General features: G+C 44.5%; 26 protein-coding genes. 23 read left to right on the top strand and 3 right to left on the bottom strand.

The annotated features are described in order from the left end of the window. Window positions 1–17: 17 nt before the first annotated feature. Window positions 18–992, bottom strand: a complete 975-nt coding sequence (locus DWV34_RS06505; protein WP_006568164.1) for a phosphotransferase — start codon at window positions 990–992, stop codon at window positions 18–20. Between the two features lie 149 nt (window positions 993–1,141). On the opposite strand from DWV34_RS06505, the gene DWV34_RS06500 reads away from it, so the two are divergent. Then, window positions 1,142–1,597, top strand: a complete 456-nt coding sequence (locus DWV34_RS06500; RefSeq protein ID WP_022261120.1) for a hypothetical protein — start codon at window positions 1,142–1,144, stop codon at window positions 1,595–1,597. A gap of 69 nt (window positions 1,598–1,666) precedes the next feature. Beyond that, window positions 1,667–2,479 carry a hypothetical protein gene (locus DWV34_RS06495; protein ID WP_006568166.1) on the top strand — a complete coding sequence of 271 codons (813 nt, stop codon included), beginning with the start codon at window positions 1,667–1,669 and terminating at the stop codon, window positions 2,477–2,479. A gap of 57 nt (window positions 2,480–2,536) precedes the next feature. On the opposite strand, the gene rbr is transcribed toward DWV34_RS06495, so the two are convergent. Next, on the bottom strand, window positions 2,537–3,076 hold the full coding sequence (rbr, locus tag DWV34_RS06490) for a rubrerythrin (protein ID WP_006568167.1): 540 nt from the start codon (window positions 3,074–3,076) through the stop codon (window positions 2,537–2,539). A gap of 156 nt (window positions 3,077–3,232) precedes the next feature. Here rbr and DWV34_RS06485 point away from each other — a divergent pair, with 156 nt between their 5' ends. The 19 genes from DWV34_RS06485 (at window position 3,233) to DWV34_RS06395 (ending at window position 21,063) form a co-directional block, all read left to right on the top strand. Continuing rightward, window positions 3,233–4,537 (top strand): pyrimidine-nucleoside phosphorylase, encoded by a 1,305-nt coding sequence (locus DWV34_RS06485; RefSeq protein ID WP_009290195.1) that lies wholly within the window; start codon window positions 3,233–3,235, stop codon window positions 4,535–4,537. A gap of 56 nt (window positions 4,538–4,593) precedes the next feature. Further along, window positions 4,594–4,998 (top strand): protease complex subunit PrcB family protein, encoded by a 405-nt coding sequence (locus DWV34_RS06480; protein ID WP_009290194.1) that lies wholly within the window; start codon window positions 4,594–4,596, stop codon window positions 4,996–4,998. A gap of 69 nt (window positions 4,999–5,067) precedes the next feature. Next, the gene (ftsH, locus tag DWV34_RS06475) at window positions 5,068–7,059 is read left to right on the top strand and encodes an ATP-dependent zinc metalloprotease FtsH (RefSeq protein WP_118475757.1); all 1,992 of its coding nucleotides are present in this window, start codon (window positions 5,068–5,070) and stop codon (window positions 7,057–7,059) included. Between the two features lie 113 nt (window positions 7,060–7,172). Further along, window positions 7,173–7,418: a Veg family protein gene (locus DWV34_RS06470; RefSeq protein ID WP_006568171.1), complete on the top strand. Its 246-nt coding sequence runs from the start codon at window positions 7,173–7,175 to the stop codon at window positions 7,416–7,418. An 89-nt stretch (window positions 7,419–7,507) separates the two neighbouring features. Further along, window positions 7,508–9,067, top strand: coding sequence for a DUF3794 and LysM peptidoglycan-binding domain-containing protein (locus DWV34_RS06465; RefSeq protein WP_006568172.1), 1,560 nt, complete (start codon window positions 7,508–7,510; stop codon window positions 9,065–9,067). Window positions 9,068–9,156: 89 nt separating this feature from the next. Then, window positions 9,157–10,029 (top strand): 4-(cytidine 5'-diphospho)-2-C-methyl-D-erythritol kinase, encoded by an 873-nt coding sequence (gene ispE / locus DWV34_RS06460; protein WP_009290191.1) that lies wholly within the window; start codon window positions 9,157–9,159, stop codon window positions 10,027–10,029. A 16-nt stretch (window positions 10,030–10,045) separates the two neighbouring features. Beyond that, window positions 10,046–10,726: a GntR family transcriptional regulator gene (locus DWV34_RS06455; protein WP_006568174.1), complete on the top strand. Its 681-nt coding sequence runs from the start codon at window positions 10,046–10,048 to the stop codon at window positions 10,724–10,726. 85 nt (window positions 10,727–10,811) lie between these two features. After that, window positions 10,812–12,335 carry a spore germination protein gene (locus DWV34_RS06450; protein WP_022261119.1) on the top strand — a complete coding sequence of 508 codons (1,524 nt, stop codon included), beginning with the start codon at window positions 10,812–10,814 and terminating at the stop codon, window positions 12,333–12,335. After that, window positions 12,316–13,374 carry a GerAB/ArcD/ProY family transporter gene (locus tag DWV34_RS06445; protein ID WP_009290189.1) on the top strand — a complete coding sequence of 353 codons (1,059 nt, stop codon included), beginning with the start codon at window positions 12,316–12,318 and terminating at the stop codon, window positions 13,372–13,374. Before DWV34_RS06450 ends, DWV34_RS06445 begins: the two co-directional genes overlap by 20 nt. Beyond that, complete coding sequence (locus DWV34_RS06440; RefSeq protein ID WP_009290188.1) at window positions 13,355–13,888, top strand: Ger(x)C family spore germination protein; 534 nt, start codon at window positions 13,355–13,357, stop codon at window positions 13,886–13,888. Before DWV34_RS06445 ends, DWV34_RS06440 begins: the two co-directional genes overlap by 20 nt. Window positions 13,889–14,095: 207 nt before the next feature. Further along, window positions 14,096–16,216 carry an anaerobic ribonucleoside-triphosphate reductase gene (nrdD, locus tag DWV34_RS06435; RefSeq protein WP_009290187.1) on the top strand — a complete coding sequence of 707 codons (2,121 nt, stop codon included), beginning with the start codon at window positions 14,096–14,098 and terminating at the stop codon, window positions 16,214–16,216. Window positions 16,217–16,230: 14 nt separating this feature from the next. After that, the gene (locus DWV34_RS06430) at window positions 16,231–16,623 is read left to right on the top strand and encodes a hypothetical protein (RefSeq protein WP_118475755.1); all 393 of its coding nucleotides are present in this window, start codon (window positions 16,231–16,233) and stop codon (window positions 16,621–16,623) included. 11 nt (window positions 16,624–16,634) lie between these two features. Beyond that, complete coding sequence (gene nrdG, locus DWV34_RS06425) at window positions 16,635–17,126, top strand: anaerobic ribonucleoside-triphosphate reductase activating protein (RefSeq protein ID WP_006568180.1); 492 nt, start codon at window positions 16,635–16,637, stop codon at window positions 17,124–17,126. A gap of 96 nt (window positions 17,127–17,222) precedes the next feature. After that, window positions 17,223–17,387 (top strand): 50S ribosomal protein L33, encoded by a 165-nt coding sequence (gene rpmG / locus DWV34_RS06420; RefSeq protein ID WP_207727542.1) that lies wholly within the window; start codon window positions 17,223–17,225, stop codon window positions 17,385–17,387. A gap of 27 nt (window positions 17,388–17,414) precedes the next feature. Next, window positions 17,415–17,612, top strand: a complete 198-nt coding sequence (gene secE / locus DWV34_RS06415; RefSeq protein WP_006568182.1) for a preprotein translocase subunit SecE — start codon at window positions 17,415–17,417, stop codon at window positions 17,610–17,612. A gap of 15 nt (window positions 17,613–17,627) precedes the next feature. After that, a complete protein-coding gene (gene nusG, locus DWV34_RS06410; RefSeq protein ID WP_006568183.1) occupies window positions 17,628–18,176 on the top strand; it encodes a transcription termination/antitermination protein NusG in 549 nt (182 codons plus the stop codon). Window positions 18,177–18,253: 77 nt separating this feature from the next. Then, the gene (gene rplK, locus DWV34_RS06405; protein ID WP_006568184.1) at window positions 18,254–18,679 is read left to right on the top strand and encodes a 50S ribosomal protein L11; all 426 of its coding nucleotides are present in this window, start codon (window positions 18,254–18,256) and stop codon (window positions 18,677–18,679) included. Between the two features lie 265 nt (window positions 18,680–18,944). Then, a complete protein-coding gene (rplA, locus tag DWV34_RS06400; RefSeq protein ID WP_009290185.1) occupies window positions 18,945–19,637 on the top strand; it encodes a 50S ribosomal protein L1 in 693 nt (230 codons plus the stop codon). A gap of 73 nt (window positions 19,638–19,710) precedes the next feature. Continuing rightward, complete coding sequence (locus tag DWV34_RS06395; protein WP_118475753.1) at window positions 19,711–21,063, top strand: MATE family efflux transporter; 1,353 nt, start codon at window positions 19,711–19,713, stop codon at window positions 21,061–21,063. 37 nt (window positions 21,064–21,100) lie between these two features. Here DWV34_RS06395 and DWV34_RS06390 read toward each other — a convergent pair whose 3' ends face one another. Next, window positions 21,101–22,525 carry a helix-turn-helix domain-containing protein gene (locus DWV34_RS06390; protein ID WP_009290183.1) on the bottom strand — a complete coding sequence of 475 codons (1,425 nt, stop codon included), beginning with the start codon at window positions 22,523–22,525 and terminating at the stop codon, window positions 21,101–21,103. 342 nt (window positions 22,526–22,867) lie between these two features. Between DWV34_RS06390 and DWV34_RS06385 the strand changes: the two genes are divergently transcribed. Continuing rightward, window positions 22,868–23,677, top strand: coding sequence for a LytTR family transcriptional regulator (locus DWV34_RS06385; protein WP_118475751.1), 810 nt, complete (start codon window positions 22,868–22,870; stop codon window positions 23,675–23,677). 220 nt (window positions 23,678–23,897) lie between these two features. Further along, complete coding sequence (locus DWV34_RS06380) at window positions 23,898–26,642, top strand: DUF6603 domain-containing protein (protein WP_243000829.1); 2,745 nt, start codon at window positions 23,898–23,900, stop codon at window positions 26,640–26,642. Window positions 26,643–26,651: the final 9 nt, after the last annotated feature.

The raw sequence follows: 26,651 nt of genomic DNA, 5'->3' as shown, positions 1-26,651 counted from the left end.
TTATAACTTATCTGGGCCTAAAAAACATTATAAAAGTTGTGATATTGTAAAAGAAATTTCTCTCTTTTTTCTTTTAAATCAACAATATCCTGAAGCTTATTGAGATATCTTGGAGATACCCAGTGTTTTTTATGATTCATGTACTGATTTGAGATTTTCCAAAGCTTTTCCGGGTATAAAAAAAGCACATACAAAAAAGAATAATCATTCATTGTGAGGCGCTGAACCTTACTGTAGCCTTTCAGCATAGTCTCACAGATACTGAACTGATACTCATTTTTTTCCAGAGCCTTTCGGATAAAATAATACAGATCGGTCAGAGGATAGCCATAATAAAAATGTTCAAAGTGAAGTGTAGCAGTCCCATGGGGTCCCATCAATACATTGTGATGGTTGTAGGAACCGTGGCACCATCCTTCCCTTAACCCTGTAAGTTCTTCCATTTTTGCGCTGGAATCCTCAAGCTGTTTCCAAAATGGCTGAATTTCCTGCAAAAAAAGATACTCGAAGTCTCCTTTGTTTTTTCTGCTCCCGATATATTTCCAAATACTTTTGAGCTCCCGTCTCCGCTGATGATAGCTTTTTGTCAGGGAGAAATGAGGCGTTCCGTAGTCCGCACGGTAGGGAATTCTGCCTGAAGCGCGGTGGAAAGAGGCAAGATTCCTGCAGGCGGAAGACAGATCGGAAGGAGAGTGGATATTGCATTCTGTACCATTGAAAGTCCTTCTCATAACAAAAGGCTCATAGTATTTATCATAAGAAATAAATTCATGTTCTTTGTTTTCGATATATTGGTCAATTTTTGTAAATCCCTGGTCAATCAATTCTTCTTTCCACTGATGCTCGACAGCCAGACGTTCTTCGGACAGTTTCGTAGCAGACAGGGCAAATAACCCCTGATCAGTGCCGCAGATGATCTCGCCGCGGCCTCTTTTTAAATAATCAACATGCAGATCATATTGATCTAAAAGTATTTTGTATTTGTCGTTCACAATATGCCCTCCTCAAAGTTCTACCTCTAATTGTATGTGTCCGGGGTGCCGGATATGATATCGTCTTGTAATTCGGAAAAAAATGAAGTATACTGGTACTAATCTAAATGTTACAAATGTTACAGAAGTACAATTGGAGGAACGAAATCATGAGAAAGAAATATTTACTTATAACATGTATGCTGATGATCGGGGCTGTCGGCCTGATGGCATGCGGAAAGAAGAGTCCGAGTTCTGAGGTTTCCACAGAAGCCACAACGGCTGAATCAGAGGAGACGACGGCCAGCGAGGAAGTTTCTACGGTGGCTACCGAGGAGACGGAAGCGACAACGGAAGCGGGCAAAACTACCACAGAAGCGACGATCGCAGACAAAAAGGATGAGAAGAAGAAACCGGTAAGTGCAACTGGAGTGTACAATGGTTTCGGCGACAGTAATTCAGTGGAAGTAAAGATGTCCAACGGGGAATACAAGACGTTCATCATTGAGGATGAAAAGGTTATGGATGCCTTAAATGACATGGAACCGGGCACAAAGATCTCCTTTACTTACGGAGCATTGGAAGGCCAGGCAAACATGCAGATTTTATCCGTGAAGAAAAAATAAGCGTAAAAAGCACATAGGAATTTATGGTTCCTGTGTGCTTTTTCTTACAATGAGGGGAAGGGCATAGGTATGAAAAAATCAGGAAAAATATTTCGGAGACTGACCGTTCTTTTATTTACAGGATTGCTCAGTATTACATTTTCAGCTCCGAGGGAGGCTTCGGCAGCATCTGCAAAGTATGCAGCTTATTCAGAAAACAATATTTATAAAGTGGGAAAACACCGCTATAAGGCATCAGTCAAAAATCAGGGAAGCCGTCCGAAAGCCATGCTGTATCGGAAGAAAAAAGGAAAATGGAAGAAACTGCTGACGCATCAGAATACTTATGGCATAACGGTAAAGGCCGAATATGGAAAATGGCTGTATTATTCTGTTTACCCCTATGATTCCGATCAGCATCTGTATCGTTTTAATCTGAAGACGAAGAAAAAGTATCTTGTGCGACGGAACGTGCGTCACATGCTGATTTCAGGAAACAGGCTTTATACAAATGGATTTGCCACCGATGCGAGAAGTGTTCCGATCTATGTGAGCAGGACAAACGGCAAAAAGGCAAAGTGCATCACGAAAAAAGCCAACCAGGCGAGGATGAAAATCTATGGAAAACGGCTTTATTATCTGGAATGTACTTACAACCGGCAGCACACAAAGAGTACGGACCGCCTTGTGAGCAGGAAGCTTAACGGAAAAGGCAGAAAGGTTCATTCAAAAAAGATCAAAAGCCCGTCTTCGGTGCTGTCTTTCAGCAGCCGGTCACTTGTCTATGCAAAACCGGTCTCCGGGACAATGAGATATTACAGAATCAATCTTAAAACAAAGAAGCAAAAAAGAATCTATCCCTCAGCACGCAGGGTAGATCAGTGGATACGGAACTTTTATTAAAAAACCGCGGCAGGACTTTAAAGTCTGCCGCGGCTTTTTGCTGCCGTCTCTGTTTTCTTAATAGTCTTCTGAATGAATCTGGAAGAATTTTTTCGGATGTGCACAGACCGGACATACTTCAGGCGCCTCGGTTCCGTAATGTACATGTCCGCAGTTTGTACAGATCCATGCCTGTTCAGTATCTCTCTTGTAAACAATCCCTTTGTCGATATTTTCTGTCAGCTGCTGATAGCGTTCGTCATGGCGTTTTTCGATGTCTGCAACCATCTCAAACAGTGCTGCGATTTCATCGAAACCTTCCTCTTTTGCTTCTTTGGCAAACGTTGGATACATATCTGTCCATTCAAAATTTTCTCCCGCAGCAGCATCTTTTAAGTTCACTTCTGTTGAAGGCATTCCGTCATGTAATAGTTTAAACCAGATTTTTGCATGTTCTTTTTCATTTAATGCGGTTTCAGCAAAGATGTTGCCGAACTGCACATAGCCGTCTTTTTTTGCCTGGCTTGCATAAAAATCGTATTTTGTACGTGCCTGTGACTCCCCTGCATATGCAGCCATCAAGTTCTGTTCTGTCTTCGTTCCTTTTAAATTTGGCATTCCACATAACCTCCTGATTCTATAATAGTAATTATTATTGTTTTATTATCTCAGATATAAGTACATAAGTCAATACATACTCTGTTATTATTATGGTACAATAAGGATAAAATATTCAATTAATGGACGCATTGTATGCTTAAAGGAGGCGGCCCTATGAGAATGTATGATCTGATCTTGAAGAAGAGAGATGGGTATTCCCTTTCAAAAGAAGAAATCAGGTGGATGATAGACCACTATTTACATGGAAATATTCCGGATTATCAGATGTCGGCAATGATGATGGCAGTGTATTTCAGGGGAATGGACACACAGGAAACCTTTGAACTCACGATGGCCATGGCAGAGAGCGGCGACCGGCTGGATCTGTCCGGAGTTCCGGGTATAAAAGCAGATAAGCACAGCACCGGAGGAGTGGGGGATAAGACCTCTCTTGCGCTGGGACCGCTGGCGGCATCCTGTGGTGTTCCTGTGGCAAAAATGTCGGGAAGAGGACTGGGGCATACAGGAGGCACCATTGATAAACTGGAAAGCATTCCGGGATTTCAGACTGCGCTTACAGAAGAGAGGTTTATGGAACAGGTAGCATCCGTGGGCATAGCGATCATGGGACAGACAAAAGACCTGGCACCGGCAGATAAGCTTTTATATGCACTTCGTGACGTGACGGCTACAGTAGATCAGATCTCGCTGATCGCCAGCAGCATTATGAGCAAAAAGCTTGCAGCCGGAGCAGATGCTATACTTCTGGATGTGAAGTGCGGCAGCGGTGCTTTTATGAAAAACTTTGAGGATGCAAGGAAGCTTTCGGAGGCTATGATCCGGATCGGGAAAACTGCCGGAAAAAATATGGCAGCGGTCATATCGGATATGGATCAGCCTCTGGGGAGAGCAGTCGGCAACGCGCTGGAAGTAAAAGAGGCCATTGATACACTCAAGGGAGAAGGCCCCGAAGATTTTACGGAGCTTGTGCTGACACTTGGCTCCCGGATGCTCTGTATGGCAGAGAGAGCAGAAACGCCGCAGGAGGCACAAAAAATATTAAAACAGAAGATCACGGACGGGAGCGCGCTGCATAAATTCACAGAATTTGTCATGGCACAGGGTGGAGATCCGTCCTGGATCGAACATCCGGAAAATTTCTGCAGGGCAGATTATATAGAAGAAATCCCTTCTGTAAAAACTGGATTTGTCACTGCCTTTAATACCCAGGAGATCGGGGTCTGTTCTCTCCTGCTGGGCGGAGGAAGAGAGACGAAAGAAAGCGCGGTCGACCCGTTTGTGGGACTGGTACTCCGGAAGAAAAAAGGAGAGTCAGTAAGAAAAGGAGAAGGGCTGGCAGTCATATACGCCAATGATAAAGAAAAGCTGGCAAAAGCAAAAGAGCATTTTTTGAAAAACGTAACAATTGAGTCTGAGAGGAAGATGCCGGAGCCGCTGATCAAAGAGATACTTTCTTAAAAGAATTCATGAGAAGCTTTCTTTTTTCATATGTTAATAAAAAAACGGAGTGCTCTATGAAAAGATATATCTATATCATGTTATTCATGATGACTTTAGGCTGCTTTTGTGCCGGATGTTTAAGACAGGAGAAGCATGGCGCAAAAGAGAATGTAGACTATGCAGTCTGCAAAAAAGAAAATCTGCCGAAAGAATTAGCGGCAAGAATTAATGAACAGAAGGATAAAGTTTTTCATTTTACGTATTCTATGAAAGAGACAATGTACTATGTGATCGGATATGGGAAACAGACCGGAAGCGGATATAAGATCCGGGTGAAAAAAATGACTATGGATGAAGGCCATGTCTATATTGACACGAATCTGATCGGAGTTCCGAAGCGGCAGCAGGAAAAAGGATATTCGTATCCATATATCGTGATCAAGAGCCAGAATTATGAAAAAGACGTAGTATTTTTGTGATATGTCACAAAAACTTTAGAATTGTTTTATTGATTTTCAAGCAGTGAAACCATATAATGGAGTCTATAAATGCTTGAGAAGATCGAAGGAGGAAAAGCGTTCGTGGATAATAGACAGAAGAAACCGGATAAAAATAACAAGAATTCGATTCAGATGATTATATCGATTTTGATTACATCCATTTTAGTGGCTGTCTTGTTTAACTTTGTAGTAGGCAAATGGAAAAACGGTACAGAGACCGAGATTTCCTACGGCAAGTTTGTCAAGATGATCGAGAAAAAAGAAATTAAAAAGGTTGTGTTTGAAAGTGATGTGATCACGGTCATCCCGAAAGAATCAGAGAACCCGCTGTATAAGACTACATACAAAGTAGTCCAGCTTCCCGTACCTGATTATCAGCTGGTCAACCGGCTGGAGAAGGCAGGGATCGAAAATTACCAGGCAAAGGCAAAGGACGGATCTGAGGTCCTGATGAGTGTTCTTGTGAGCATTCTGCCTGCCATCATTATCTTTGGACTGCTGATGTTTATGATGCGCGGAAAGAGCGGCATGATGGGCGTAGGAAAATCTAACGCCAAGGTCTATGTGGAGAAAAAGACAGGTGTCACTTTTGCCGACGTTGCGGGACAGCAGGAGGCCAAGGAGTCGCTGACCGAGATGGTGGATTTCCTGCATCACCCTGACAAGTATTTAAAAATCGGTGCGAAACTGCCCAAGGGAGCACTGCTTGTGGGGCCTCCGGGTACCGGTAAAACCCTGCTTGCCAAAGCAGTGGCGGGAGAAGCAAATGTTCCGTTTTTCTCCCTGTCCGGTTCTGATTTCGTAGAGATGTTCGTCGGTGTCGGTGCGTCCAGAGTCCGTGACCTGTTCAAGCAGGCACAGTCTATGGCTCCGTGTATTATATTTATAGACGAGATCGATGCCATCGGAAAAAGCCGTGACACCGGCATCCAGGGCGGAGGAAACGATGAGCGGGAACAGACATTAAACCAGCTTTTATCAGAGATGGACGGATTTGATACTTCCAAAGGACTTGTCATTCTGGCTGCTACCAACCGCCCGGAAGTGCTGGATAAAGCGCTTCTGCGCCCGGGACGCTTTGACCGGCGCGTCATCGTAGAGCGTCCGGATCTGAAAGGAAGAATCGAGACATTAAAAGTCCATTCCAAAGATGTCAAGATGGATGAGAGCGTAGACTTTGAAGAGATCGCCCTGGCTACATCAGGGGCAGTGGGGTCGGATCTGGCCAATATGATCAACGAAGCGGCGCTGGCCGCCGTCAAGGCAGGAAGGGAGTATGTGTCTCAGTCAGACCTCTTTGAGGCTGTAGAAGTAGTCATCGCCGGAAAGGAAAAGAAAGACCGTATCCTCGGCAAAGAAGAAAAACAGATTGTTGCATACCACGAGGTGGGACATGCGCTTGTCATGGCGCTTCAGAAGGAGTCTGAGCCGGTGCAGAAGATTACCATCGTTCCAAGGACCATGGGAGCGCTCGGATATACGATGCAGAGACCGGAGGAAGAGAAGTACCTGAATAAAAAAGACGAGATGCTGGCAGACCTGGTATCTTTCTTTGGAGGCCGTGCGGCCGAAGAGATCAAGTTCCATACGGTGACAACCGGCGCGTCCAACGATATTGAACGGGCCACGGCCATCGCAAGAGCCATGGTGACACAGTACGGTATGTCAGAAGAGTTCGGCCTGATCGGTCTGGAATCCATTACCAACCGTTACCTGGACGGACGTCCTGTTATGAACTGTGCGGAATCCACCGCCGCAAAGGTAGACCAGGTGGTTATGGAAATCTTAAAAGATGCATATAAAAAGGCACTTGACCTGATCAGGGCCAATATGGACATCCTGGATGAGGCGGCACAGTTCCTGATCGAGAAAGAGACGATCACGGGAAAAGAGTTTATGGAAATTTTTAATGCCAAGAAAGAATCTTCTGAACAGGAAGAGGAAGATTTCAGCGAAGATGCTAAAAGCTCAGCGGCAGATGATGAGACGGTACAGGAACAGCCGTCAGAAGATATGGAAAATAATCCACAGGATATGTAACATTCTGGTTATCCCATGTATAGATTTGACAGGATTCGGTTATAATGATACAATAAAGTTTACAGTATACAGAAGGTGTCACGAGTTCTGTATAGATAGAATGGGGTGAAAGAATGACACAGATGGATATTCAATGCATTCGTAAGTCAATTCAGGAGCGCATTGGCAGCAAAATCAAGATCAGCTCAAATAAAGGTAGACACAAGTTTGTAACTTCACAGGGAGTCATTACGGAGACATATCCGAACATTTTTCTGGTAGAGATTGAAGACGACAGCAGTACCAAAAGTAAAACGGTCAGTTTCAGTTATCAGGATGTGATCACGAAAGATGTCAGGATGATGCTGCTGGAAGGCTGACACTGTACCGGATACAATTTTAATCTTGAAGGAATAGATTCCTTCCTGTCTGAATATATTTGTATATACAAGACAGGGAGGAATTTTTTATGGATTTTAACAAAAAGGATTTTTATGGAATCGTCGCAAAAGAACGAAAGCAGGTACAAATAACAATCGACCAGGACTGTAATGTGCCTGATACGAAGCCGGATGTGGAGAAGATGATTCAGACTAAAGGGCTGGTGATCATGCAGGAGACAGAGATGATGGTGGACCGTATCCGGATCAAAGGAGAATTCCATTTTTCAGGTCTGTACGGGACAATTGACGCCAGGACCTATTTAGAGTCTCTAGATTTTGTTCTCCCTTTTGAGGAGTATATACATATGGACGGCGCTGTGCCGACAGATTATGTGAAAGTTTCTTATGTCATTGATGACATCAACACAGTGCTGATCAATTCCAGGAAACTGAGTATAAGGATTCTTCTGACTCTGACCCTCCATGTCAACGAGGAGATTAAAGAGGAAGGCATTATCGATGTTCTGGGCGACGGAATATCTTCCCTGAAAAAGGAAGTCCAGGTGACAGACCTGATCGTCAATAAAAAGGATATTGCCAGAATGAAAGAGGAACTGGTGCTGCCGGCCAATAAATCCAACATCTATGAGATACTCTGGAGCCAGGTGGAGCTTGAGAATGTACAGGGAAAATTAAAAGACCACAGCATCGACATACAGGGTGATATGCATGTGTTTATCTTATATCTCGGAGAGGATGAACAGCTTCCGGTCCAGTATGCAAGATGGGAGATCCCGCTGCATACAGAGCTGGAGTGTTATGAATGTGCACCGGGAATGATCGGCAAGATCCACATTTCCCTTGGAAACCATCAGCTGGAGATTCGTCCGGACGTGGACGGAGAAGAGAGAGTGGTATCGGTTGACGCAACTCTAGAGTGTGATATTAAAGTCTACGAAGATCAGGTGCTGTCTTATGTGGGAGACTGCTATACAATGAAAAAAACACTGGTGCCGGAATACAAAGACTTTGCATTTGAATCTCTGATTGGAAAAAATCAGGCTACGATGAAGATGGCGAAGCGTTTTTCCATCGAGCAGGAGCCGGGAAAACTTTTGCAGGTGCTTTCTGTGAAAGGAAGCTGCAATATAGACGATGTGGAAGTCAAAGAGCAGGGGCTCCAGGTGGAGGGTGTCCTAATGGCAGATGTTCTGTTTTTGTCCAGTGAGGACCAGAACCCGGTGATGAGCAGTTCCTACATGGAACCGTTCTCTTACTTTATTGAGGCTAAGGGTCTGATGAAAGAGGACGATTATCAGCTGGATGTTATGCTGGATCATATCAGCGCCACACCGACGGAAGGGGATGAGATCGAGATTAAAGCAAATGTGATATTTGACTTCATCTCTTTCCACAAAAAAGCAGAAAAGATCATGACAAATGTTGCTGAGCAGCCTTTGGATTATGAAGAACTGCAGAAGATCCCGGGAATCGTCGGATATATCGTGAAGGACGGAGATACTCTGTGGTCCATAGCAAAACGTTATTTTACTACCGTTGACGATATCCGCGATCAAAATGAGGGTATTGAGGAAGTAAAGCCGGGTGATAAACTGTTAATTGTCAAAGAAATTGGATGGAATTGATAAATAGGATTGCATTTTTATAGGAACAATACTATAATGTTCTGTATACAATACTAAGTTTCAGCGGTAGGAGACAGTGAGGAGTACAGATGAAAAAGGTAGTTCTGAAAGCTTATGGAAAAGTAAATTTAGGGCTGGATGTAGTAAGGCGGAGAGATGACGGGTATCATGAAGTAAGGATGATCATGCAGACGGTGGGTCTTTTTGACCGGCTGGAGCTTAAAAAGACTTCCGGTGATTCCGTTACACTTTCCGCCAATCTTAGATTTCTTCCGGTCAATGAACAGAATCTTGTCTGTCAGGCCATTGCAGCCGTAAAGAAAAAGTATTCAATCAAAAGCGGCGTGGAAGCGTATCTGGAAAAGCGTATCCCTATCGCCGCAGGCATGGCGGGCGGAAGCTCTGACTGTGCCGCAGCACTGAGAGGAATGAACCGGCTGTTTGAACTTGGACTTAAGAAAGAGGAACTGTGTGAGATCGGAGCCGGGCTGGGAGCGGATGTGCCTTATTGTGTCATAGGAGGAACCGCACTGGCAGAAGGGATTGGAGAAAAGCTTACAAAGCTGCCTCCTGTGCCGGACTGCCATATACTGATCGCCAAGCCTGGGGTCAGTGTGTCCACGAAAACTGTGTATGAGAATCTGGACGTGCCGGGCCTTTTATCACACCCGGATATTACAGGAATGATATCTGCCATTGAAAATCAGGATTTGAAGGGGATCACGGGGAGGATGGAAAATGTTCTGGAGACAGTCACCATACCAAGATACCCTGTGATCCATGAGATCAAAGAGTTCCTGCTGAAACAGGGCGCCGAGAGTGCACTCATGAGCGGGAGCGGACCGACGGTATTTGGAATATTTGCTTCAGAGGAAAAGGCGCAGAGAGCCCTTTCCAATCTAAGATCTTTTGAAGATGTGAAGCAGGCCTATGTGGTAGCGCCGGTCAATAGAGAATCATAATTGGAGGGAACGAAAGATGAGCAGTGATAAATTAAAAGTGAACGTCAATGAATATCTGCCGCTGAGGGATGTGGTGTTTAATACACTCAGACAGGCAATCATTACCGGAGAGTTTGTACCCGGAGAGCGTTTGATGGAGATTGCCCTGGCAAACCGTCTCGGAGTCAGCCGTACCCCGGTCAGGGAAGCCATAAGGAAGCTGGAGCTTGAGGGTCTGGTCGTCATGATTCCGAGAAAGGGCGCGGAAGTAGCCCGCATCACGGAAAAAGATTTAAGAGATGTCCTGGAAGTGAGAAGCTCTCTCGAAGAACTGGCGGCAGGACTTGCCACGGAGCGCCTGGATGATGGTTCCAGAGAGAAGATTCAGGAAGCCCTGGACAATTTCCGTGAGGCGATCCAGACGGATGATAATCCTAAGATCGCAGACTGTGATGTGGAATTTCATGATGCCGTCTTTGAGGCGACTCAAAATAAGCGGCTGATCCAGATCATCAATAATCTGAGAGAACAGATTTACCGCTACCGTCTGGAATATGTCAAGGATACGGCATATCATGCGGTTCTTCTCAAAGAACACGAGGAACTGGTGGAAGCCATGTTCGCAGGCAACAAAGAGAGAGCGAAAGAGATCATGAAACGTCATATCGACAATCAGGAAGAGACGGTAATCAAAAAGATCCAGGAAGAAGAAAAATAGGTCCGTGGACTTTCAGACAGAACTCTGTGCGTGCGCATAGAGTTCTTTTTTTTGCTCATACTACTTTCAAAGGTGGTGTGAAAAAATGGATCGATTTCATGATAAAAATCACAAAATGAAAGGTAAAATATCAAAGGATCTGGAGCAGAATATTGCATATCTCGAAGCGGTATTTTCAGACTGCAATGATATTGTAAAAAAGAAGTTTTACGTTGGGAAGAAAAAAAACACAGGAATGTATGTGATCTACACGGACGGTCTTGCCAAAGCTGACATGATCCAGGAAAATGTATTGGAACCTCTCCTCACAGACCCTCTTCACCCTCTGAAAGAGTCTGTGACCTCCTGGGTCATTGAGAGTGCAGACCGGAAGATGGTCACGACCATGGATGAAGTTGTCACGGCCGTTTTATCAGGAGATACGGTACTGTTTTTTGACGGGCTTGATCAGGGAATTTTTATATCCAGCAAGTTTTTCCCTACCAGAGGAGTGCAGGAAGCTGACAGGGAAGTAGCCATGATCGGTCCGAAGGACAGTTTTAATGAAAGCCTCAGGACCAACACGGCTCTGATCCGAAGGCGGGTCAGGGATACGAGAATGAAGGTTGTCCAGCTCAGGATCGGAACAAGGAGCAAAACAGATGTAGCGCTTATGTATATTGAAGATCTGGCCAAAGATGAGGTAGTAAAAGAAATAAAAAAACAGTTGGATGAACTGAATATTGACGGAATTTTTGACAGCGGAATGCTGGAACAGCTCATGGAGCAGGACAGCAAATCTCCGTTTCCCCAGTATCAGCTGACTCAGAGACCGGACAAAGCGGCAAGCGGACTCATGGAGGGAAGAATTGTGCTCGTGGTGGATAATTCTCCGGAGGTCATTGTGCTGCCGGTGACACTGAACATTTTCTTTCAGGCCAGTGATGATTACTATAACCGGTGGGAAGTTGCCACATTTGCCAGAATCCTTCGATACATTTCTTCTTTTATTGCCATTGGGCTGCCGGGATTTTATATTGCCATTGCAAATTATCATCCCGAGATTCTTCCCACACCATTTATGCTGTCCATTGTGTCAGCCAGGGAGGGAGTGCCTTTCCCTGTGGTTGTGGAAGTACTGCTTTTGGAACTTGCGTTTGAACTTTTAAGGGAAGCGGGTATCCGTCTGCCTGGACAGCTGGGCGGCACCATAGGAATTGTAGGAGGTCTGATCGTAGGACAGGCGGCGGTTGACGCTAATATTGTCAGCACAATCGTGGTAATTGTTGTAGCCTTTACAGCCATCGCGTCGTTTTCTATACCAAATGAGAGCTTTTCAGGGGTGTTCCGGCTATTGAGATTTTCTATTATGCTTGTCTGTGCGATATGGGGGCTTTATGGATTCTTTCTCGGATTCCTTGCGATTGCGATCCATTTAATGAAGCTTCAGAGCTATGGGATCCCGTATCTGTTTCCGACCGTATCAGCCACGGTGGAAGAGACGGACCCCTGGGAGGACTATATGGTGCGGATGCCTATCAGGCGTATGATCTTCAGGCCATGGTTTACGAAGGACGGGGCGAAAAAACGTCAGGGAAGGAGGAAACATCATGTGGACGGCGAATCTTGAAATTTCTAAAAAGCAGGGAAGCAGGATCTTTCTTCTGGAAACCTTCTGCGGAGTGGGCATGTTCCTTCCCCAGGCAGCTGCCCTGAAATCTGGTGAAACAGGGCTTTATACGGTACTCCTTGGAGCCATTGCCGCAGTCTGCTATCCATGGCTTGTACAAAAAGCAGAAGGCAGTCTGACTATGGAAGAAGTATTAAAAAAACACCGGGTGATTTCCTTTCTCTATTATGTGAGATTTTTTATAAACGCTGCATTTTTTTATGCATACATGCTGCTCTTGGCCAGAGTGTTCCTGCTTCCGTATATGAATATTTACTGGATCGGGCTGCCGGTTATTTTTCTGGCTTTCCGGATGAACGGAGAGGGGCTGGACGACAGGGCAAGAGTCATGGAAGGGCTGTTCTGGTTTATTCTGATCCCATTTATTTTTATCCTTCTTCTCAGCATGACGGAGTTTTCTGTGAAACCCTTTCTGATCCGGCAGTTTGAACCGAAGAACCTGGCGGTGGGCGGATTGTATGTGCTCGCACTGTTTCATCCTATGGAACTGGTGTGGTTTTATCAGGGGCATATGAAGGAAAAGGGAATGAATAAAAAGACACTGCTCGGAATCATAATTTTATCGGCGGGAGTGTTTGCCGCCACGGCGGGAAGCCTGGGGCTTCAGATGATCAGGAGGGACCCGTTTCCGGTGATCTCCATGGCACAGAATGTAGCAATGCCAGGGGGGATCATGGCAAGGCTGGACATTTTTCTGATCGCATTCTGGATTGTTGGAGTTTTTTGTGTGCTGAGCGGATACCTGTTCTATGGAAACTGGAGTTTTGAAAACACATTTGCGGGAAAAAAGAAATGGGGCAGATGGATTTCCTACGGCGGACTGTTTTTAATCACCGGATTTCTGATCCCCATGGTCCGTCTTTGGGAAAATTATATTTCTGTGTTCCTTTTTGCTAATCTATTGCTGGGAATTTTAATTCCGGCAGTTTTGTTTTGGCTGGAACGGAGAGGAGGCACTCATGAAAAAGATCATCATTAGCCTTTTGATGGCCGCAGTCACTGCAGCGGCACTTACGGGCTGCAAAGAAGCCGGGGACATCGAGGACAGCAGTTATGTTTTGGCAATGGGCATTGAAAAGACAGAGAACGGGTATCTGATCGATTATTCCTGTGCAGATTTTTCCAAGGCTCAGGACAATCAGGGAACGAAAGTGCCGTCCAAGTCTGTGGTTTACTCAGGCAGGTCTTTTAATGAGACAAATCAAAGTTTTGAGCAAACTCAGCCGAAAAAATTAAACTTCGGGCATTTAAAGGTGATCGTATTTACCAACGGACAGATTGATGATACTATGATAGAGGAGCTTTTAGATCATTCAGAAATCGCAAAATCCGTGCTGATTCTTAAAAGTAAAAAACAGTTAAAAGAGCTTTTTTCGATCGAGAAAGATCTGCCTGTCTCATTTGGTGAATACATGGTCAAAGGCATTGAAAGTTCCCCAAAAGTGAAAAAGCCCAAGGATCTGAGCCTTGGCAGGATTTACGGCAGAAAGTGACAGAAATCAGTCTTGACTTGGATCGGATGAGATGGTAAGATGGATACATTCACACAAGATATAGTAGAATAATAGATCATATTAAACAATATATAGTAATTTGATTAAGAAAATAGCGAAGAGTCCCCTGCCTGCGGTGTCTCCTGCTTTCAGCGGGATATGCCGCAGGCAGGACGATGCTCTGGGAACAGTCAGGGAGGAGAGAGTATGATACGGGTAGTAAAGAAAGATGGAACAAAAGAAGATTTTAATATTCAGAAGGTGGTGACGGCAGTAAATAAATCCGCCTACCGTGCCCTTGTGAAATTTACGGAAGATGAGCTTGATGAGATCTGCCGGTTTGTCAATGGGAGAGTGGACGAGCTTAATAAGTCAGAAGTACATATTACGGAGATGCACAATGTAGTGGAAGGGGCTCTGGAGAGGGTAAATCCCGGCGTGGCCAAAAGCTACCGGGACTACCGGAACTATAAACAGGATTTTGTGGAAATGCTGGATGATGTGTATAAGAAAAGCCAGTCCATCATGTACATAGGAGACAAAGAGAACAGCAATACAGACAGTGCCCTTGTGTCTACAAAGCGGAGCCTGATCTTTAATGAGCTGAACAAGTCTCTGTATCAGAAGTTCTTTTTAACGACCGAAGAGATCCAGGCCTGCCGGGACGGTTATATTTATATCCATGATATGTCGGCCAGAAGAGATACGATGAACTGCTGTCTGTTCGATGTGGAGGCCGTGTTAAAAGGCGGATTTGAGATGGGGAATCTCTGGTACAATGAACCAAAGACGCTGGATGTAGCCTTTGACGTCATAGGAGATATCGTACTGAGCGCTGCGAGCCAGCAGTACGGCGGGTTTACGGTGCCAAATATTGAACTGATTCTGGAACCTTATGCGGAGAAGTCTTATGAAAAAGGCATTGAAAAGTATGAAGCCCTCGGCCTTTCCAGAGAGCGGGCGGAAGCTGAGTCATTGAAAGATGTCCAGAAAGAGTTCTGTCAGGGATTCCAGGGGCTTGAATATAAGTTTAACAGTGTTTCTTCCAGCCGCGGAGACTATCCTTTTATCACAGTGACCGCGGGAACCGGCACAGGCCGGTTTGCAAAGATGGCAGCGATCACGATGCTGGATGTCAGGAGGAGAGGACAGGGAAAAGAAGGACATAAGAAACCGGTGCTGTTTCCAAAGATCGTATTTCTTTATGATGAAAATCTTCATGGACCGGGCGGAGAACTGGAGGATGTGTTTGAAGCTGGAATCCGCTGTTCCAGCAAGACGATGTATCCTGACTGGCTGAGCCTCACAGGGGATGGATATGTCCCTGACATGTATAAAAGATATGGAAAGATCGTAAGCCCGATGGGCTGCCGTGCCTTTTTATCCCCCTGGTATGAAAAGGGAGGGGCAGAGCCTCTGGACGAGCAGGACGAGCCGGTCTTTGTGGGCCGCTTTAACATCGGGGCGGTAAGTCTGCATCTGCCGATGATCTATGCAAAGGCAAAACAGGAAAGCCGTGACTTCTATGAAGTGCTGGACTATTACCTGAATCTGATCAGAGAGCTTCACAGAAGGACCTACGATTATTTGGGTGAGATGAAAGCATCCACAAATCCTTTGGCATACTGTGAGGGAGGTTTTCTGGGAGGGCATTTGGGCCTTCACGACAAGATCAAGCCTTTGCTTGCGTCTGCCACAGCTTCTTTCGGCATCACGGCGCTCAATGAACTTCAGCAGCTGCACAACAAAAAGTCCATTGCCCAGGACGGCGCATTTGCATTGGAGGTCCTTGAATATATTAACAGCCAGGTAACGAAGTTTAAGAAAGAAGACGGACATTTGTATGCGATTTATGGAACACCGGCAGAAAACCTCTGCGGACTTCAGGTGAAACAGTTCAGAAAGAAGTACGGTGTGATCGAGAATGTCTCTGACCGGGAATATGTGAGCAATTCTTTCCACTGCCATGTTTCTGAAGACCTGACACCGATCGAGAAACAGAACTTAGAAGGACGTTTCTGGGAAAAATGCAACGGCGGAAAGATCCAGTATGTGAAGTATCCGATCAGCTACAATAAAGACGCTATACGGACACTGGTAAGGCGTGCCATGGACCTTGGCTACTATGAAGGGGTGAATTTATCCCTGTCATACTGTGACGACTGCGGGCATGAGGAGCTGGAGATGGACGTGTGTCCGGTCTGCGGAAGCAGCAATCTGACGAAGATCGACCGAATGAACGGCTATCTGTCTTATTCCAGAGTCAAGGGAGACACGAGACTCAATGACGCAAAGATGGCGGAGATTGCCGACCGCAAGTCGATGTAGAAAGGATTGATATTATGGTTTATATTGGTGCAGTACTTTGTATTGTTGGTTTGGGAATTTTAATTCAGCCTGTAGTAAAACAATTTTTGAAGATACGCCGGTATTCTCCGAAAGTGCATGCAGTTTGCACCGGACAGAAACCATATATCAATTATCTGAACTTAAAAATGAAAAATCCTGTTTTTACTTATACATATAAAGGCGTTGAGTACAGTTCGGTTCTCAGGCTGTATAAATACAGGGAAAAAGAAGAATATGCAGAAGGCCGGGAGACCGAAGTACTCCTGGACCCTTCAGATCCAAAGGAGATTTTTATACCGCAGCCATTTGTGTCTTTACTTGGGACAGAGCGTCTTCTGCCGTTTCTTGTCTTTGCAGCGGCGGGACTGTGGATGATATTAGCGTAGAGGTGGGAAGTATGAGGTATCACAACATTACAAAGGACGATATGCTGAATGGGGACGGATTAAGAGTTGTCTTATGGCTGTCAGGATGTACCCATCAGTGCAGAAACTGCCACAATCCGGTTACCTGGGATATCCATGGCGGACTGGAGTTTGACAGGGAAGCAAAAGAAGAACTGTTTAAGGAGCTCGGCAAAAATTATATCAGTGGTCTGACGTTAAGCGGAGGAGACCCTCTGCACCCTGAGAACCGGGAGCCGGTGGGACAGCTGGTAAAAGAGGTCAGAGAAAAGTTTCCGGAAAAGACCATATGGATGTATACCGGTTTTCTGTGGGATGAAGTCTGTACTCTGGATGCCGTAAAAAATACCGATGTTCTGGTAGACGGTCGTTTTGAGGAGGATTTAAAGGACACCGCTCTCAAATGGAGAGGCAGTTCCAACCAGCAGGTGATCGATGTGAAAAGGTCGCTGGATCAGATGAAAAAAGTACTGTACATAAGATAAAACAAGGCTTGACGGCCTGCCTCTTCCGTGATACAATGTGTAAGCTAGACTTTAGCGTTGGAAGAGGTCTTTTTTTTATGCCTTATTTTAAAAACAATGGAGGTGGAAGTTGTGCGCACAAAAATCACATTAGAATGTACAGAATGTAAGCAGCGTAATTACGATATGATGAAGGATAAGAAAACACATCCGGAACGTATGGAAACAAAAAAATACTGCAAGTTCTGTAAAAGACACACATTACACAAAGAAACTAAGTAATGCACGTTTATTTAAGGAAGTGAGAACATGAAGAATACCAGCAAATCAAGCAAAACCAGCTGGTTCAAAGAATTGAAATCAGAATTCGGAAGAATCATCTGGCCTTCTAAAGAACGCATTGCCAAAGAAACGGGCGTTGTGGTCGTGTGTGCTATTATCATTGGTATTATTATTGCTGTTCTGGATTTGGGACTTCAATATGGAATCAAGATGTTAGTAGGGTAAAGGTAAGGAGAGCATATGACAGAAACAAATTGGTATGTAGTTCATACCTATTCCGGATATGAGAATAAAGTAAAAGCAAATATCGAAAAGACGATCGAGAACCGCAAGCTTCAAGATCAGATTTTAGAAGTCCGGGTACCGCTTCAGGATGTAACGGAACTGAAGAATGGTGTAAAAAAACAGGTTTCCAAGAAGATGTTCCCAGGATACGTGCTGATCCACATGGTGATGAACGACGACACATGGTATGTTGTCAGAAACACCAGAGGTGTGACAGGATTCGTAGGCCCTGGTTCCAAACCGGTCCCATTGACACCGGCTGAGATGAAGCCATTGGGAATCAGCGTGGGCGGTACAAATGAAGAAACGCCTAAGAAGGAAAAAATTGATATTGATGTTGAAGTAGGTGATATCATTGTTGTTACTTCCGGTGCTTGGGAAGGTACGACAAGTGCAGTTACCGTAGTAAATGAGCACAAACAGACAGTGACCATCGAGGTGGAGATGTTTGGACGTGCTACATCAGTAGAAATTGATTTCTTAGATATCAAAAAAGCAGAGTAAATGACAAAACCTCTGCACGTAACAAGGTGGGAGGGATATCTCCCGTAATTACCACAATCATCAGGAGGTTAACGATTATGGCAAAGAAAGTAGAAGGATATATTAAACTTCAGATTCCGGCAGGAAAGGCAACACCAGCACCGCCGGTAGGACCTGCACTTGGTCAGCACGGTGTAAATATCGTACAGTTTACAAAGGAATTTAATGCAAAGACTGCAGATCAGGGAGACCTGCTCATTCCTGTTGTAATCACAGTATACCAGGACAGAAGTTTCAGCTTTGTGACAAAGACTCCTCCGGCAGCAGTTTTATTAAAGAAAGCCTGCAAGATCCAGTCAGGATCCGGAGAGCCGAACAGAAAGAAAGTCGCAACAGTATCCAAAGCAGATTTACAGCAGATTGCTGAGACAAAGATGAAAGACTTAAACGCTGCATCAATCGAAGCTGCAATGAGCATGATTGCAGGAACAGCAAGAAGCATGGGAATCGAAGTGGAGGAATAGAGCACTTAGCGAGTGGGAGTGGAACGAGCACGAGGTTAGTGCGAATTCCGTTCGAAGGAACTTAATGAGCGGGAGCCGACAGGCGAACTGCGAATTTAGTGAATCGAACTTCCTTAGCTCGATTTGAATTTAGTGTGAAAGCCGTTACCGAGACTCAGTGAAGGCGAGTCGAAGACGAAGCCTGAACGCTTAGTCGAGTGTAACTTCCTTAAATTTAGAAAGTGGGAGGGTTGCTCCCGATATGACCACAGGAGGTATTTTTAGAATGAAAAAAGGTAAAAGATATGCAGAGGCTGCCAAATTAGTTGACAGAACGAAACTGTACGATGTACAGGAAGCAGTATCTGTAGTAAAAAAAGCAGCGAATGCTAAATTTGATGAGACGATCGAAGCACATCTCCGTCTCGGAGTAGACGGCCGTCAGGCAGATCAGCAGATCCGTGGAGCAGTTGTACTGCCTCATGGAACCGGTAAAAAAGTTCGTGTTCTTGTATTTGCGAAAGATGCAAAAGCAGAAGAAGCAAAGGCAGCAGGAGCAGAGTATGTCGGAGCAGAAGAACTGATCCCTAAGATTCAGAAAGAAAACTGGTTTGACTTTGACGTAGTAGTTGCAACACCGGACATGATGGGTATCGTGGGACGTTTAGGACGTGACTTAGGACCAAAAGGCTTAATGCCGAACCCGAAAGCCGGTACTGTGACAATGGACGTTACAAAAGCGATCGAAGACATCAAAGCAGGTAAGATCGAATACAGACTGGACAAGAACAACATCATCCACGTGCCAGTCGGAAAAGCTTCTTTTACAGAAGAACAGTTAGCGGACAACTTCCAGACGTTAATAGATGCTATTATCAAAGCAAAACCGTCAGCAGCAAAAGGTCAGTACTTTAAGAATGTGACAATCACTTCTACAATGGGACCTGGAGTTAAAATTGACACAGGCAAGTTTGCTTAAATAAAATAGTTAAAGTTATGACAAACCCCTCTATCTTTTTAGAGGGGTTTTTGAATGCAGTAAATTGTGTGCCATGCGTGCAAAAAGAGAGGAAAATATGAAGGATTTAACGGTAGGGAAACCATTTGAAGTCATCGGAAAATTTGCGCTCCCTATGATTCTCAGTATGATATTTCAGCAGGTGTACAGTGTTGTGGACAGCATTGTGGCCGGCCGGTTCATTGGAGTCAGTGCACTGGGAGCAGTAGGTGCGTCCCAGCCTATTACAGTTATTTTTATTGCCATAGCCGTTGGGACCGGCATGGGAATTAATGTTGTGATATCGGGCTTTTTCGGAGCAAAAAAATATAAGAGAGTAAAAAGCTGTATTTCCACGGCGGTGATCACGATCGTAATTATGAGTGCTGTCCTGACTTTCTTAGGGCTGCTGGGCTGCCGGTGGATGATGGGAGCCATGTCCACTCCGGGGGATATATTTGAGGATTCTGCGCTGTATCTCAGGATTTATATTATGGGAATTATTTTCCTGATGCTTTATAACGGTGCGAACGCTATTTTCACAGCGCTGGGAGATTCTATAACTCCGCTGATATTTTTGATCTTTTCATCGGTCCTGAACATCATTCTGGATGTACTGTTTGTCACTGCCTTTTCCATGGGTGTCGCAGGGGTTGCCTGGGCTACCTTTATAGCCCAGGGCATTGCCTCTGTTCTGGCGGTGGTCACGGTATTTAAAAAGAATTCCAAAATACAGGCCGGAAATTATCGGAGATTCAGTCCTCTTCTTCTGAAAAAAATGACATGGATCGCGGTTCCGAGTATTATGCAGCAGTCTTTTGTATCGGTGGGACAGCTCTTTGTACAGGGACGCATCAACAGCTTTGGGTCTGTGGTCGTGGCAGGATATTCGGGAGGATTTAAAATACAGATTTTTATCCTTTCGGTGCTTGGAACTGTCGGCAATGCAGTTTCAAGCTTTACGGCCCAGAATGCGGGCGCGGGAAAATGGGAGAGAACAAAGGAAGGCACCAATGCCGGGATTAAAATGATTGTGGCTATGGCCGCCGTATTTTCTGTTCTCTGTCTGGTCTTCAGCCGGCAGGCAATGGGGCTGTTTCTTTCCGGAAACTCTGCAGAGGCAGTCAGGAGCATGGGAGTGGGAGTTGATTTTCTAAGGATCAATGCTCCGTTCTTCGCACTGGTCAGTGTAAAGTTTGTATGCGACGGCATGCTTCGGGGCATGAGTGAAATGAAAGGATTTATGGCTTCCACATTTGTCGATTTGATCGCGAGGGTGACCCTTTCCTATGTGCTGTCCGTTCCTTTTGGGGCCGCAGGCATATGGGCTGCCTGGCCCGTCGGATGGGTGATAGGGACCGGCGTGTCGGTGTGGTTCGGGAAACGGGCTCAGAAAAAATATATATGAGCAGAAAAAAGACCGGGGCCACAGAGCCCCGGTCTTTTTAAAGTCTTTCCAGAAAGAGAATTTGTTTTTGAATAAATTTGACAGTGTCATCCACAGAGTATATTTCATCACTGTGTACGATGTATTTTAGAAAGTCCTTTATAGAAACAGCCAGGCTCTGCTCTGCTAAAGAAAAGGTTTTTTCTGTTTGGAACAGTACTGTATTTGATCTTGAGTCCGAAAAGATTCTAAAATTGTTGCTGAGCGCCATGCAGCCAGGCTTCAGCAGCAAAGGAGTGTGATGGGTGAGTTCCTGTTTTGAACACAATTTTTTAAGCGCAGAAATTGTATCCTCTCTTTTCATCGGATAAAACAACTCTTCAGAAAATCCGAACAGATATCCATTCTCAAAAAAATCTATGGTCCCCTTTTCAGTAAAAAAACTAAGAAAACTGGTTGAATTTTGTACCATGTATCTCATTTTCTCCGCATACGACAGGATGGAGTCCACAATAGATGTAAAATCAGATGTATCCTTTCTGACCATTTCTTTTAGTGCTCTGTCTGAATAATAAGGCAACAGAAACGGTGATGCCGAAAGTTCTGCAAATGAAGATTTTTTGGAAGCAGCAATTTCTTTAGGGCTGTCCGATACTATATTTACTTTGTACTCATGAAATATCAAATCTTCCGTGTGGAAAAACATTTCTTTAAAAATTGAAGTATAAAGCTTGTGCCGTTTCGGATTGGAGGAGACATCTGCCAAAGTATAATCAGCCGATAACGAAATTGTGCAGTCAGTAGTCAAAATAAAAAATGGCATGACATTCATATGGTTAATATGAGCAGGTATATCATCATAATAATATTTGACACGGTAAGAATCGGTACAAGACAGAAGAGGATACATTGCCCCTAGACTTTCCACATTGTAAGCTAACTTGCCAGCCTCGGAACCTGTCTGCAGACATACTATCTGGGTCATCTCCATTTTAGGGAAGCAAAGGCTTACAGAGGACAGAAGCTCCATCAGAAACTGGTAATCCGGCTGGGCAACGATCTGGATACATCCATTTTCTTTAGAGCACTCAGATTCAATTGCAGCCTTTACAATATGGTCAACTTCTGTCTTTCCGTAATACACAGAACTGCTGGGAATTTGATGCGCAAAGCTGCAGATCACAGACTCTCCTTCAGCGTTGGAAATAGATGAAAGAAACTTTTTTACAGCCTGATGCTGCAAAAAACGTTCTTCTCCAATGAAGGAAATTTTATAGGCATTCCAAAGATCTTCTTTCTCAGAAGGAGATAATCTGAGGGCATTGATCAGAGGGACCAAGAGATCTTTATTCCTCGGAAGACGTTCTCCTTTTTTGATTTTAGATATATAACTGACGTCAAGATCACTGACCGAGGATAAAAAAAGCAGTGTCAATCTGGTTTTTTTAATATAGTAAGACAGTTTTTCAGAAAATAATGACATTGCTTTTCTCCTTGTGTAATAAATTTTTTTCGTATGGTAACTATTATATAAAGAATTAAAAATGTTTCCAATTAAATGGGAAAAAATCCATGATATTAATAGATAAAAAAAGTGTCAAACAATATGGACATAAATTTAACTTGCTTAATTATTATGTACATATTTTTTTGTTTTATAACTACTGTACTTCGGGCACAGTAGTCTTCTGCCGCAAAATTTGTAATATTAAACCGGGAACTTAATAAACTGATCAATATGATATAATGGAAAAGAGAGAATACAGGCGGTTGACTTAAGTGTGCGGGAGCAATACTTTCACAGAAACGCAAAGGAGGACTGAATATGATCTCAATTTATCATCAGGCAGAAGAATTAACCAGGCAAGTAATTGAAAGCTTTTATCATCAGGATTTAAATCTTTTAATCCAAAAACTTCATCCGGATGTAACGTGGATCGGAGCCGCGGACGGAGAGTGCATCAAAGGATATGAACAGGTTTGTGAATACATTAAAAATATTGATGTACCCAGATGTGATATTCTTAAAAAAGAATTTCAGGTAGTTGCAAACAGTGATGATATTTTTATTGTAGCAGGGTGGATGGAAGTTGCTGCTTCACAGGGAAGCAGTGAGGTATTGGGTGCAGTTCAGCGCATTTCTCTTATATGGAAGACAGAGGGGCAGAAAATTAAACTGCTTCATTTTCATGTATCAAATCCGATTGAATTCCATAAAAATAATAAATATTTTCCTCGCTCCATGGGAGCAAAGACATATGAATATGTTAGAAAACTGCTCAGCCAAAATCGGCGCCGTCTTATTGCCTGTGGGAAACATGATCAGACTTATGTTATAAGAAATATAGACATTGTGTATATAGAAGCAAAAAATACAGACAGTGTGATCCATTGTCTGAACAGGGATATTCTGTCCAGGGAATCTATATCCAATCTGGAGAAAAAAGTCGGAGAAGGTTTCATAAAAACACACAGAAGCTTTATTGTCAACAGCAGATATATTACCGGAATTAAGAGATACCAGTTGACGATCAGCCAGGGAATCGAACTTCCCATTCCTGAGAAAAAATACAGGAACATCAAAGAAAAGATTCTGTGTACAGTGAACCAGAGAGAAAACGAAATTTATATATAATATTTGGTTATTGACTTGTCCAGAGCAGTCATTGACAGAATATGATTGAAAATGTAACAAAACCCCGATATAGTAAAAGGCAAGAATTGCAGCAAAACCGCAGGGTCTTTTGAAAAACAGATGACATCGGGGGTTGAACAAGCATATACATGGCGGTAAAAATAAGAAGATCCTTCTATGCTGAGGGATCTTTTTGTTTATTTATGGCGGGGGTGATCATGTGGCAGAAGAACCAAAACTTAAGGCGGCACTCCAGACAGGGGTGCATATAGCAGGAGAGCCTTTCCGTTCATCGATTGTCTATGGAGAGGACGGGCTTTGTCTGGGTGCGGGATGGGAAAACGAAAATCATCACAAGCTGAGCCTGTCGGGTGTCACGGAAAGTCTGTCACTGGATCTTCCTGAATTTTTGAACTGGGAAATGGAGCTTAGAAGAGCAGGAGTCTTATACAAGGCAGGAAAACAAGAAATTTTAATGGAGATCAGCACTGCCGAAAACAGGAGACTTCTGTTTGCTGCCAAAATAAAAGAAGGAATTTACAGTCTCAGACTATATCCTGAAATCTACTGCAGGCTTCACAACCTGCCCGTGATGGGAAAATATTTGGGGGAGCAGGATCTGATCAAAGTCCGTTATATGCAGGCCTCATACCAGAAAGAAGGGGGATTCCGTGGACAGTGCCTTATAGAGGCCAGTTTTTCGGGAAGCGGGTACAAATTCGGAGATGAGGACGTTAAGCTTCCTCAGCAGGACATTGAAGAACACAAGTCTTTATCTCCGGCAGAAGAAAAGAAATCCGGCGTACACTGGATGGAGCTGAACAAAAAAATCGGCCCTTGTATTGTAAAAAAAATCGGAGGAGCGTTTCAGGACGGAACAATCCGGGTGTGTGTGGACACAGGGCTGACGATCTCGGTACTGACGCTTGACTTCATGGAGCTTTCTCTGGGAATCAAGCCCGGTCCGAAATTTGATTTTCAGTTTGGGTTAAGAGGCATGGCAGTGACGGTGAAAAAACCTCCGCTGATGATCTCAGGAGGTTTGTATGTGGCTGAACCCGGACGGCTCTATAACGGGGAAGTTACAGTGGCGTTTGAGAAGTTCACTTTTTTAGCCCTTGGCTCTTACGGATTGACAGAACAGACAGACAAGCCTTCCTTTTTCATATATCTTATGCTGGACTACGCGTTCGGAGGACCTCCCTGTTTTTATATTACCGGATTATGTGCAGGATTTGGACTGAACCGGAAAATTAACATACCTCCTCTGTCCGGAGTTAAGGACTTTCCTTTTGTGGCAGCGGCCAGAGGCACGAGTAAAACTTTAAAGCCGGGAACAGGAGCTTCCGAGGCTCTGAATACTCTGAGTGACCATATAAAACCGTGTGAGGGCATGAACTTTCTGACGGCGGGGATTAAATTTACATCCTTTGGCATCGTAGAGTCGGTTGTGATCGTTAACGTGGAATTTGGGACGAAGTTTGAACTCTCCCTTCTGGGGACATCTGAGATCTCCCTTCCTCCCAAATGCAGCGATCCGGTTGTCTACGGATGCCTGAATCTGCGAGCGGTCTTCTCGCCAGGTGACGGGATTCTGCTGATCGAGGGAGCCATGTCAAATGACTCTTACCTGTTTTGCAGAGATGCCAGACTCACCGGAGGCTTTGCTTTTTATTCCTGGTTTAAGGGAGAGTATGCAGGAGATTTTGTGCTCTCTGTGGGAGGATACCACCCTCAGTTTCAGAGAGGCCATTATCCGGCGGTGGACCGGGTGGGGCTGAACTGGAAAATCAGTGATCATCTGGAACTGATCGGAGAAGCCTATTTTGCACTGACGCCAAACTGTCTGATGGCTGGGGGAAAACTGGAACTTAATTATCATATAGGAAAGCTTGCGGCCTGGTGTCATGCTTATGCAGACTTTCTGATCCAGTGGAAGCCGTTTCACTACGATATTTCCATAGGAGTGAGTGTGGGAGCGTCCTACCGCCTGGACCTTTTGTTTATTCATAAGACTTTTAAGATCGAACTGGGTGCGGACCTGCACTTATGGGGACCTGAATTTTCCGGAACCGCACATATAAAATGGTTTATCATCTCTTTTACTATAAAGTTCAATACAGGAAGCCCGAATCAGCCGCCAAGGCTTAACTGGAAGCAGTTTTATACAGAATTTCTTCCGGACTTCAGCGGAGGTATAAAAGGTGAAGTTTCTTCCTCTGATATTAGTGAAAAGAGCAAAGAACCGCTGAAACTTGCAAGAATGAATCCTCAGGGAGGATATCTTGGAGAAAGGGAAAAAGGAGGGCTCAAATACCATTACATAAATGCGAGGCAGTTTCAGATGGAAATTGAGAGCGCCCTGCCGGTTGTGTCTGCACAGGTGAACAAAAAGGGTGAACAGCTTAAGGACCCGGGATATGGCATATACCCTATGGGGATTACGGGACTCCATGCTTCGCTGGACGTTCATCTTTACGGATATCACGCGGATGGAACGATGTCGGAGACAGCAGTGAATTACCGGCCCGTCTGTAAAAATGTTCCCAGGGCCCTGTGGAACAGCCGGCAGCCGGATATGAACCAGGACATGATAAAGGACGCATGCATGGGACTTTCTGTCTGGGGCGGGGAAAAGACCGGACATTTCATACCGCCGGACAAAGAAGGAAGACCGGCGTGGTACCGGCTGGCACAGCTCTTAAAAAATGAGGAGTACCGCTGTCCGGAGCATTTTATATGGGAGAAGACCAAAATTATAGAGGGAAAGGATTTTACGGGAGAAGAGATGGAGGATTCCATTGCAAAAAATGATAAGAGAAGTGAATGGCTCTTGGAATTGAATGAGTTTGGAGTCAGGGCGGAAGACCAGATCCATATGGATCATTTTGCAGCACATTTTAAAGAAGTCTTCTCGGCGCCGGTGGAAATGAGGAGTACGGGATGCAGGAGAGATAAAAATTAAGGGGGTCCG

It is taken from the genome of Anaerostipes sp. AF04-45, from assembly GCF_003461725.1.
GTDB lineage: Bacteria > Bacillota > Clostridia > Lachnospirales > Lachnospiraceae > Anaerostipes > Anaerostipes caccae.
The sequence above is the reverse complement of the archived record's forward strand: the minus strand, read 5'-3'. Positions and strand labels throughout refer to the sequence as shown.